The sequence below is a fragment of the Ectobacillus sp. genome (assembly GCF_056992975.1).
Genome location: NZ_JBXKMX010000027.1, coordinates 1 through 9,167 on the forward strand (window position 1 = coordinate 1; position 9,167 = coordinate 9,167).

At 40.3% G+C, this 9,167-nt stretch carries 11 protein-coding genes; 2 read left to right on the forward strand and 9 right to left on the reverse strand.

The genetic code is table 11. The features are described 5' to 3' along the window. The 3 genes from AC11ZT_RS01070 to ssb form a co-directional block, all read right to left on the reverse strand. The coding region (locus AC11ZT_RS01070) for a BrxA/BrxB family bacilliredoxin (protein ID WP_484057834.1) at window positions 1-185 on the reverse strand (185 nt) is incomplete at its 3' end. A gap of 86 nt (window positions 186-271) precedes the next feature. Beyond that, window positions 272-1,399 (reverse strand): conserved virulence factor C family protein, encoded by a 1,128-nt coding sequence (locus AC11ZT_RS01075; RefSeq protein WP_484057835.1) that lies wholly within the window; start codon window positions 1,397-1,399, stop codon window positions 272-274. Window positions 1,400-1,458: 59 nt separating this feature from the next. Continuing rightward, window positions 1,459-1,797, reverse strand: a complete 339-nt coding sequence (ssb, locus tag AC11ZT_RS01080) for a single-stranded DNA-binding protein (protein WP_484057836.1) — start codon at window positions 1,795-1,797, stop codon at window positions 1,459-1,461. A gap of 284 nt (window positions 1,798-2,081) precedes the next feature. On the opposite strand from ssb, the gene AC11ZT_RS01085 reads away from it, so the two are divergent. After that, a complete protein-coding gene (locus tag AC11ZT_RS01085; protein WP_484057837.1) occupies window positions 2,082-2,681 on the forward strand; it encodes a nitroreductase family protein in 600 nt (199 codons plus the stop codon). 42 nt (window positions 2,682-2,723) lie between these two features. Here the strand turns inward: AC11ZT_RS01085 and AC11ZT_RS01090 are convergent, their stop codons facing one another. The 4 genes from AC11ZT_RS01090 to AC11ZT_RS01105 all read right to left on the reverse strand — a co-directional run bounded on the left by AC11ZT_RS01090 (window position 2,724) and on the right by AC11ZT_RS01105 (window position 6,971). Continuing rightward, a complete protein-coding gene (locus tag AC11ZT_RS01090) occupies window positions 2,724-3,503 on the reverse strand; it encodes an ABC transporter ATP-binding protein (RefSeq protein WP_484057838.1) in 780 nt (259 codons plus the stop codon). 145 nt (window positions 3,504-3,648) lie between these two features. Then, window positions 3,649-4,380 carry a Bax inhibitor-1/YccA family protein gene (locus AC11ZT_RS01095; RefSeq protein ID WP_484057839.1) on the reverse strand — a complete coding sequence of 244 codons (732 nt, stop codon included), beginning with the start codon at window positions 4,378-4,380 and terminating at the stop codon, window positions 3,649-3,651. 66 nt (window positions 4,381-4,446) lie between these two features. Then, a complete protein-coding gene (locus tag AC11ZT_RS01100) occupies window positions 4,447-6,336 on the reverse strand; it encodes an ABC-F family ATP-binding cassette domain-containing protein (protein WP_484057840.1) in 1,890 nt (629 codons plus the stop codon). Continuing rightward, window positions 6,333-6,971: an HD domain-containing protein gene (locus AC11ZT_RS01105; RefSeq protein ID WP_484057841.1), complete on the reverse strand. Its 639-nt coding sequence runs from the start codon at window positions 6,969-6,971 to the stop codon at window positions 6,333-6,335. The genes AC11ZT_RS01100 and AC11ZT_RS01105 overlap by 4 nt, the downstream gene beginning before the upstream one ends. Window positions 6,972-7,075: 104 nt before the next feature. Between AC11ZT_RS01105 and AC11ZT_RS01110 the strand changes: the two genes are divergently transcribed. Continuing rightward, entirely contained in the window at window positions 7,076-7,435 is a 360-nt protein-coding gene (locus tag AC11ZT_RS01110; protein WP_484057842.1) for a hypothetical protein, read from the forward strand. A 293-nt stretch (window positions 7,436-7,728) separates the two neighbouring features. Here AC11ZT_RS01110 and AC11ZT_RS01115 read toward each other — a convergent pair whose 3' ends face one another. Further along, window positions 7,729-8,010: a hypothetical protein gene (locus tag AC11ZT_RS01115; RefSeq protein ID WP_484057843.1), complete on the reverse strand. Its 282-nt coding sequence runs from the start codon at window positions 8,008-8,010 to the stop codon at window positions 7,729-7,731. A gap of 405 nt (window positions 8,011-8,415) precedes the next feature. After that, the coding region (locus AC11ZT_RS01120) for a COG4705 family protein (RefSeq protein WP_484057844.1) at window positions 8,416-9,167 on the reverse strand (752 nt) is incomplete at its 5' end.

The following is a 9,167-nucleotide window of genomic DNA, read 5'->3' on the forward strand; positions in this document are numbered from 1 at the left end:
GCAGGACGAGCAAGACCAGCTGCACAGCCGCAAACAGAATTCACAACAACAAGTGTCGTTCCGGTAGCTTCCTCCATATAATTTTCAACAGATTCTGAAGTGGTAAGCTCTTTAAATCCAGCTGTTACAAGCTCTTGACGCATAGGAATTACTACTTGTTTCATATATTCTTCGTAAGCATTCATATAAAATTCTCCTTTAAACATGGTTATCATTCATCTTATCATGATACGCTCCATTTGCAAAATGAGACTGCAGATAATTACAAAGTTTATGCATCCGTGCTACGTGACTGCGTCATTTGTTTCCAAACAGATCCTTTCGCTTCCTCGCCGCCTTCGATGCGGCTAGCCGCAAGTCGTGCTTGCATCGCAACTTCAAATTCAGGATCTTGCTCGGCTATTTTCAAGGCTGGAACTGCGCTTTCATCCCCTTCTTCAAACAAAAACATGGCCGCACGCCAGCGTACTAGCTTACTGGAATCTGTAAGTGCTTCAATCATCGCTGGGATCGCTTCTTTTGCCCCAATATCGGATATACAATCACCAGCCGTTCTGCGTACGCTCACTGCTTTATCCTTTAATGCACGAAATAGTATAGGTAATACTTCATTCCCTTTTACCATTCCTAAATAGGCAGTCGCTAGACGGCGAATTGACACTTTTTTATCTATTATTGCTCTTTCAAGAACAGGAATATCTTGTTCACTTGGATTCATTTGCTCTAAAGCAGCATAACGAATTTTCCAATCCGGATCTTCCATCATGTCCATTGTAACTTGAAACGATTCTCTCTCCTTTACCGTTATTTCTTGATTAGTAGACTGTTGCAGCAGTTCGTCTACAAGCGATTGTACGCGTTTCTCAGGAAAGGCTGCTGTAAGTTCATCAACCACCTCTTGGCCAATCTCATCGAACTCCCCATAACGAGTTCCTTTCTCAGACCACTTTCTTTCCTTTACCACGTTAGGCGTTGCAAATTGTAGCTTCATAATGGATGCTTTAAAATAATCTGGAAGTCCAAATCGTTGATCCTTCTCATCGTCTGTTAGCTTCACTTGCATCGGAATATCATACAATTCTTGTACAAATACCTTTACTTCCCCAAAATGAGATACCTTTTCCTTTGCCTCTACGGATTCTGTCTCGCCAAAAACAGCGCGAACATTTTGTAAGATGAACTTCCAATCGTATTTAGGATTTCTTTCAACTGCTAAAAAATCAGCCACATGATAGACACCTTTTACACCCTCTATGGTAAGAATGGATTGAATGACTGCGGGAGCTGTATGTGCATTTTCCTTACTATAATTATTACGTGTTCCTAATGAAAGTTCTTCATCTAGGAGCACCTTCATTGTATTTGGACTTGGTGTAGGTTCAATGGCCTTAATTTTCAACTTTCTCTCCCCTTTACAAATGTGTTTCCTTTAGTGTAGCACGAGGCAAAACAGACTACCTACAAAGAAGCATTCTCCTTTTTACGTTCCAAAAACGTAACATTCTCAGCAGAAACATCAGTTCGATACATTCGTTTCCCCTCCTGATTTGTATAACTACTCGTTTGAATACGACCCGTTATACCTATCAAAGAACCCTTTTTACAATATTGCGTCACGGTTTCAGCTGATTTACGCCAAACCGTACAATCAATAAAATCTGTCTCTTGCTCACCATTTCCATTTTTAAAATTACGGTTGACAGCAATTCGTATTTTCGCGTAGGGTAGCCCCTGCTTCGAATATTGTAATTCTGGATCACGCGTTAATCTACCTGTTAATACGACACGATTAATCATAACCATTCCCCCTATCCTCGTTTTGTTCATTGTATAGGGTAGATAGGGATAAAGAAAAATTAGGAAATTGGAGAAATGATGTAGTTATTTTGTCTATTTTCATAAAAGACTTATAGAAAATCCTACTATGTTTTTCTTTTTCATAAGTTAAAAATTTTTATCCTTCAAACATTCACTATACATTAATCGTTAACTTAAGAATAATAAGCAGATAAATTGAAATTAGTAAATTGATACGTTACAATAAAAGTGAAATGTATTTTATTAATCGGAGGTACATAACGATGACAAAAGAATTTTTTGAAGCAGTAAAAAGCAGACGTTCCTTTTACGGAATTAGCAAAGATGTAGTTGTATCCGATGAAAGAATTCAAGAAGTAATTGAAGATGCAGTGAAATATACACCATCTGCATTCAACTCACAAGGTTCACGCGTAGTAGTACTACTAGGAGAACAAAGTGATAAATTATGGAATATCACAAAAGAAACATTGCGCAAAGTCGTTCCCACTGCAAACTTTGGCCCAACAGAAGAAAAAATGAATGCCTTTGGTGGCGGTTATGGTACAGTACTTTTCTTTGAAGACACAGACGTTATCGAAAACTTACAAAAAAAATTCGCTTTATATGCAGATAACTTCCCAGTTTGGGCACAACAATCTAACGGTATGCTTCAATACGTGATTTGGACTGCTCTTGAAGTCGAAGGATTTGGTGCAACATTGCAACATTACAATCCACTTATTGACGATGAAGTAAGTAAAGAATGGAATGTACCAGCTAACTGGAAGCTTGTTGCACAAATGCCGTTCGGTAAACCGGTTGCTCCTGCAAACGATAAAGAATTCCAATCTTTAGAAACACGTGCAAAATTCTTTAAATAATACTGAAAGACCGGAGCAGCAGTGAGCTATTCCGGTCTTTTTTTATTTATTTTGCAGCATCAGCCACTTTCGATCTCCTTGCTGCACGACTTCGATCGGCACTTCAAAAAAGTCGGTTAATCTGTCTGTTGTTAAGCATTCCTCTGTCTTGCCCGATGCATATACTTCTCCTTTTTTTAACAAAAGCGTGTTAGTAAAGCATGGTAAAATTTCTTCGATGTGATGCGTAACATAAATGAGGGTTGGGGCATTCTCCTGTTTTGCAATGTCCTCAATCATAGCTAGCACCTGTTCCCGTGCAAGTACATCTAGCCCAGTACATGGTTCATCCAGAATAAGAATCTCAGGTATGGCCATAAGTGCTCGCGCAATCAATATTTTTTGTTGTTGTCCTTGTGAAAGCGTAGCAAAGTATCTGCCAATCAAGGATTCACAGTGAAGAGTCGACAGCAGTTCTGCTGCCCGCTGCAAATCCGTTTCGTTCACTTCATCGTGCAAACCAATTGTTGAAAAAACACCACTTAGAACGACTTCTTCCGTCAATTCATCACCATGAAAGCGTTGTTGCAGTGACGTACTCACCCAGCCAATTCGTTTGCGAACGTCTGCAAGCTTTACATGACCATATGTAAAATCGAGAACATGAATTTTTCCTTCTGTAGGCCAAATGTAGCCGTTAATCATTTGCAAAAGTGTTGTCTTACCCGATCCATTTAATCCGACTAAGCAACAGTGCTCCCCTTTTTGTATGTGCCAAGACACATCTTTTAAAATCCATTCCTGTTCCCTTTTCCATGAAACATGTTCAAGTGATACAATCATTTGTAACTTCCTTCCCATCCGAAAATAACGAATTTTCAATCTTTTTACCCATCATTATACTACGAAAATCTTTCCATAACCATTAAAAAGCTACACATAAAAATAGGCCGCCCACTTGTAGCGGACGACCCCATTTATGTTTCCATCAATCATTTCTTGTAAAATAAGAAATGAAACGTAAAATTTCGAAATATAACCATACAAGCGTAAGCATTAAACCTAATGCCCCGTACCATTCCATATATTTTGGTGCGCGCTGGCTTGCTCCTGTTTCAATAAAATCAAAATCGAGAACAAGATTTAACGAAGCAATGACGATAATAATCGCACTTACGATAATGGAAACCGTACCACCATCGTGCAAAAACGGAACTTGTACGCCAAATAAATGGAGCACCGCAGTACCTACATACAAAATCACGACGCCTAGTGTAGCCGAAAGCACAGCCATACGAAATTTATCCGTTACACGAATAATGCGGGTAGCGTACAAAATAAGCATAGCAAACAAAATCGCAAAGGTAAGCAATACAGCTTGAAGGACGATTGAATCTCCAGCTTGCAATGTAAACATAGCTGAAACAGATCCAAGAACAATCCCTTCTACTGCTGCATAAATTGGAGCGGTTACAGGGGAAATTCTTGGCACAAAGGTTGTAGCAATTGCGACAATTGCCGCGATAATCATAGCACCCATCATAACCGAAATGTTCATCTTATGATTCATCACTTGCACATAGGAATACATAGAGGTTGCCACGAGTAATAGAAGCATAATCAAGGTTTTCCCTACAGCCCCATTAATCGTCATCGCTTCACTGCTTGCCGAAGCATTTTGCAACGTATCTTCTCTTAACATCGGGTTGTTCGTTCTCATCCAAATCCCTCCTAAAAAGGTTTCTGTTACAAGTTTACGTTGTTTTCATTTAAAGTTCAAGAGAACTTATTTTAGACCTTCTACGATTTCCGATAGCTCTTCCCATCTTTCCATCGCTGCCTCTAATTTTTGCTCTGTTTCCTGCTGCTCATCCGTCAGCTGCTGCGCCTTTTCAAAATCGGAACCGACCGATTCTAGCTGTGATGAAATTTCTTCCAATTTTTCTTCAAGCGCCGCAATCGTATCTTCAATAGTTTCCCATTCCCGTTGCTCATGATACGAGAGTTTACGCTTTCTTTGCTTTGGCTGCTCTACTGCTACTTTCTTTTCCTTTGTTTCTTCCTTAGCCAGTCCTTGTTTTTCCTTCTTCTTCTCTAAATAATCCGTGTAGCTTCCAAAATAGAGGTCAATTTTCCCATTTCCTTCAAACACGAATAATTGATCGACAACCTTATCGAGAAAATAACGGTCATGCGATACCGTAACGACGACGCCCGGAAATTCGTCTAAATAATCTTCTAATACGGTCAACGTTTGCGTATCTAAATCATTCGTTGGTTCATCAAGTAAGAGGACATTCGGCTCTCCCATCAACAGGCGAAGCAAATACAATCTCCGCTTTTCACCGCCTGAAAGCTTGCCAAGCGGTGTACCATGCGAACTCGGAATAAATAAAAATCTCTCTAGCATTTGCGAAGCACTAAGAACCTTTCCGTCCGTCGTATGAATAACCTCTGCCGCTTCCTTAATATAATCCAGCATCCGCTGCTTTTCATCCATATGCTCATTTTCTTGTGTGTAGTATGCAATCTTTACGGTTTGACCAATTTCCACTTCTCCGCTATCGGGATCAAGCTTCCGTGCAAACAAGTTCAAAAGCGTCGATTTCCCGCTCCCATTTCGGCCAATAATGCCAATGCGATCACCAGGCTTAATAATGGTGCTAAAATGATCCAGTACTAGCTTGTCATCAAACATCTTCGTTGCTTCCTTTAGTTCAATAACTTTCTTTCCAAGACGGCTACCGCTAATGGAAATATCAACTTGCTCCTTCATATTCGGGCGATCCCGTTTTTCAAGCTCTTCAAAGCGCTGAATCCGCGCCTTTTGCTTCGTTGAACGAGCCTGTGCCCCGCGCCGAATCCAAGCAAGCTCTCTGCGAAATAGGTTTTGATTCTTCTGTTCTCTCGCTGCATCCGTTTCCTCGCGAATCGCCTTCGCTTCTAAGAACGCAGCATAATTTCCTTCATAACTATATAAGTTTCCATTATCTAGTTCAAACATACGATTCGTAACGCGATCAAGAAAATACCGATCATGCGTAACAAGAAGCAAGGCGCCTGTATACCGGGACAAATATTCCTCTAACCATTCTACTGTTTCATGGTCAAGATGATTCGTTGGTTCATCTAAAATAAGCAAATCCGGTGTTTGAATAAGTGCCTGTGCCATCGCAACGCGCTTCTTTTGTCCCCCGGATAACGTTCCTACCTTTACGGTAAAATCGTGAATGCCTAGCTTTGTAAGTAGCGCCTTTGCACTCGCATTCGCTTCCCACGCATTCATCGCATCCATTCGCTGCTGCACATCAAACAGTGCTTGCTGCGCAAATTCGCCCGTTGGGTCTTTCTCTAGATTAAGAAGGGACGTTTCATATTCGCGAAGCAACCGGATTAAAGGTGTCTCACCGTAAAAGACCTGCTCTAAAACAGTCAAATCTCGTTTGAAATCAGGCTGCTGCGCCAAATAACTAATCGTATAATCACGAGTATGACTAATGTTTCCTTCGTCTGCTTGCTCGGTAGATGCAATAATTTTTAGCAAGGTTGATTTTCCTGTACCATTCACCCCAATTACACCAATCCGTTGTCCCTCTTCAATGCTAAACGTAACATCATGAAATAACGGCTTCACTCCATATGACTTTGCTAATTGTTCAACTTGTAACATTTTCATCGTTCTACATTCCACTCTTTCATAAATTGTTCGGCAAACTGCTTCATATACGCATGTCGCTCATTTGCAAGCTCCCGTGCTGCTTCCGTATTCATTAAGTCTTTTAGCTTAAATAATTTTTCATAAAAATGATTTAGCGACGTGCTATTTCCGCTGCGGTACTCCTCCTTCGTCATATGCAGGCGCGGCGGAACCGCTGGATCATACATGAGTCTTCCCTTTGAACCACCGTACGCAAAGGTGCGCGCAATTCCAATCGCACCGAGTGCATCGATACGGTCAGCATCCTGCACAATTTTCCCTTCGATTGTATCAAGTTGACCACCATGACCGCCTTTAAAGGACATATTTTGAATAATCGATAGAATATGTATGCGGTCCTCTTCGCCGACCCGCGGATATAAAAAATCATTCACGCGGCGAAGACCTATTTCTTCACTTTCATTCAGCTTCTCATCTGCGACATCGTGAAGAAGAGCTGCCATCTCAATAATAAAAAGATTGCCTCCTTCCTTCTCGCAAAGAAGCCTTGCTACTTTATGTACACGCGAAATATGGTACCAATCATGACCACTCGCATCACCTTCTAAACAATCCTTCACAAATTGAATCGTTTCTTCTATTAATTGTTCCATACTATCACCTACTTATCATCTATACTACCATGAACGAAACGGGAGTCACACCTTTTCTCGTCTGCCCATACAATGAAGTATTTCATAATGAAGGAGGAAAACACATGCAACAACAACCAATGTATCCGGTAGATCCTCGTTTTGCGCAGCAATACCCACAACAGCCATATCAAGGTCAGCCTTATCCGCGACAGCAATATCCCGGCTATCAAGGTCAAATGCCAGTAGAACCACCGCATCAGCTAGCGCAGCAAGCAGTCGGAACGCAGTACCAATCATGGAAAGCACCTGTTATGCAAGCCATTCGCCCCTGGGTCCAATACGGACTAAACGAAGCACAAAAAACATCTGTCCCCCACGCGATGACAGAAGTCGCAGCAATTGCTTACTTACTTGGAAAAGGGATTGATCCTCAGACCGCACATTATATTGTGGAGTCATGGGAGAAAGGGGAAGGGTTTTAAAAGGAATTAATTTAGGAATTTGTAATAGAAGACAGTCAGCCCAGATTAGATGGGATGGCTGTTTTTTTGTGGGTGTGGACAGGAATTTTTCATTAAAATTTTAAGGTATAAAATATAGATTAGAATGATAATATTAAAAACTATCGTTTTTGGTACTCATTTAGAAACTACATCTTTGAATAGAGAGTAGATCGGTGATGGTGATTAGATGAAGAAATAGAAAAAAAACAATCGCTGTCGAGATGTTCTCGACAGCCTACTAGAAAGCGTAGAGTTCGAATTGTATAATTTTATTAACTTACAAGTTCTTGATCCAATCGTATTCCTGTCGATAATACTTCTTCTATATATTGAAGCACCTCATGGCCTTCTACATCGTAAAATAACGAATAATAACAAATATAATCAGTTTTAAGCATATTTTCTTTTATATCTTTTTGATCAATAGAATCCAGAATATGTAACTGGATTTGATTCTTGTCATACTCCCCTGCAGCCAAGAAACACTCATCTTTATATGTAAACACAATAGTATAAAAGCCATCATACTGATTCGTTTGTATAATTTTAAACATAGTAATCCCCCTAATATTGTTATTTCACCAGCTATCAAGCTGATATATATTATTCTAAACAATAGTAGTTAAAAATTTTGTCGATTCTACTCCTGAACGGAAAATTTTTTTCTGTTCTATTAAAAAATAAAAAGGGCCTCATGTACACTTTTCTTACTTAACAATTACTATCTTTATTAAAAAGAATATAAAATACATTATTTAACCAAGCGATACAGACCTCGAAAGGAGGCACAGTATATCATAAAACAGTCTGATTAATAATGACGTATCTAGCTACAACGAAAATAAGGGTGCCTGGACTCATCCACGCACCATCCATCAACCCTATATGAATTATATGTCAAAGCCTAACCTTATCCCCATATAACCTCATTTTTCAAATAGACCGAACGATTGAACTACCTACCGCTTCTGTACCTTAGCTTCTTCCCCCATCACATCAACACGACTAACCGCAAGATACCACACAAAGCCAATAATGATAATGGTCATAACAAGACTGACCAACCCTTTTCCCATACCAAGACCACCGGTGCTTTGCGGCACGGATATCCAGTCAGAGAAGGAGGCGCCTACCGGACGCGTCATGATGTAGGCAAACCAGAATGCAAATATTTTATTCAGCCGGAATAACCAGTATCCGATTGCCGGGATAGCTAGTAATACTGTAAACATGACGCCGGATGGGAAATATCCTAAGTTCATAGAATTTGCGGTCATGTCCCCTGCTGCGGTGCCGAGCGCAAACGTTGTTAGTACCGTTAGCCAGTAAAATAACTCGCGGCGACGAGTGTAGATGCTGTGTATGGACAATGTTTTTTCGGACGCATACCACACCATGAAAATGACAGCTAATACTACGGCAAAAAATATCGTTGAAATAAGGTATGGGATGCCTATTACAACGTGTACTACATCTGCAGCCATCGTGCCAAAAATACTGACCATAACGACGACTAACCAGTAGATCCATGCCACATACTTACTCACCAAAAACTGTAATACAAGCGAAACAGCTAGACCAACCCCTGCTAATGCAACCGCTATGATTGGATCAAGCTGATGAGCTAAATAGTCAGAAAACACCTCACCCATTCCAGTTGTGAGTACCTTTGTAATCCAAAAGAATATTGTTATTTCTGGAACCTTTGAAA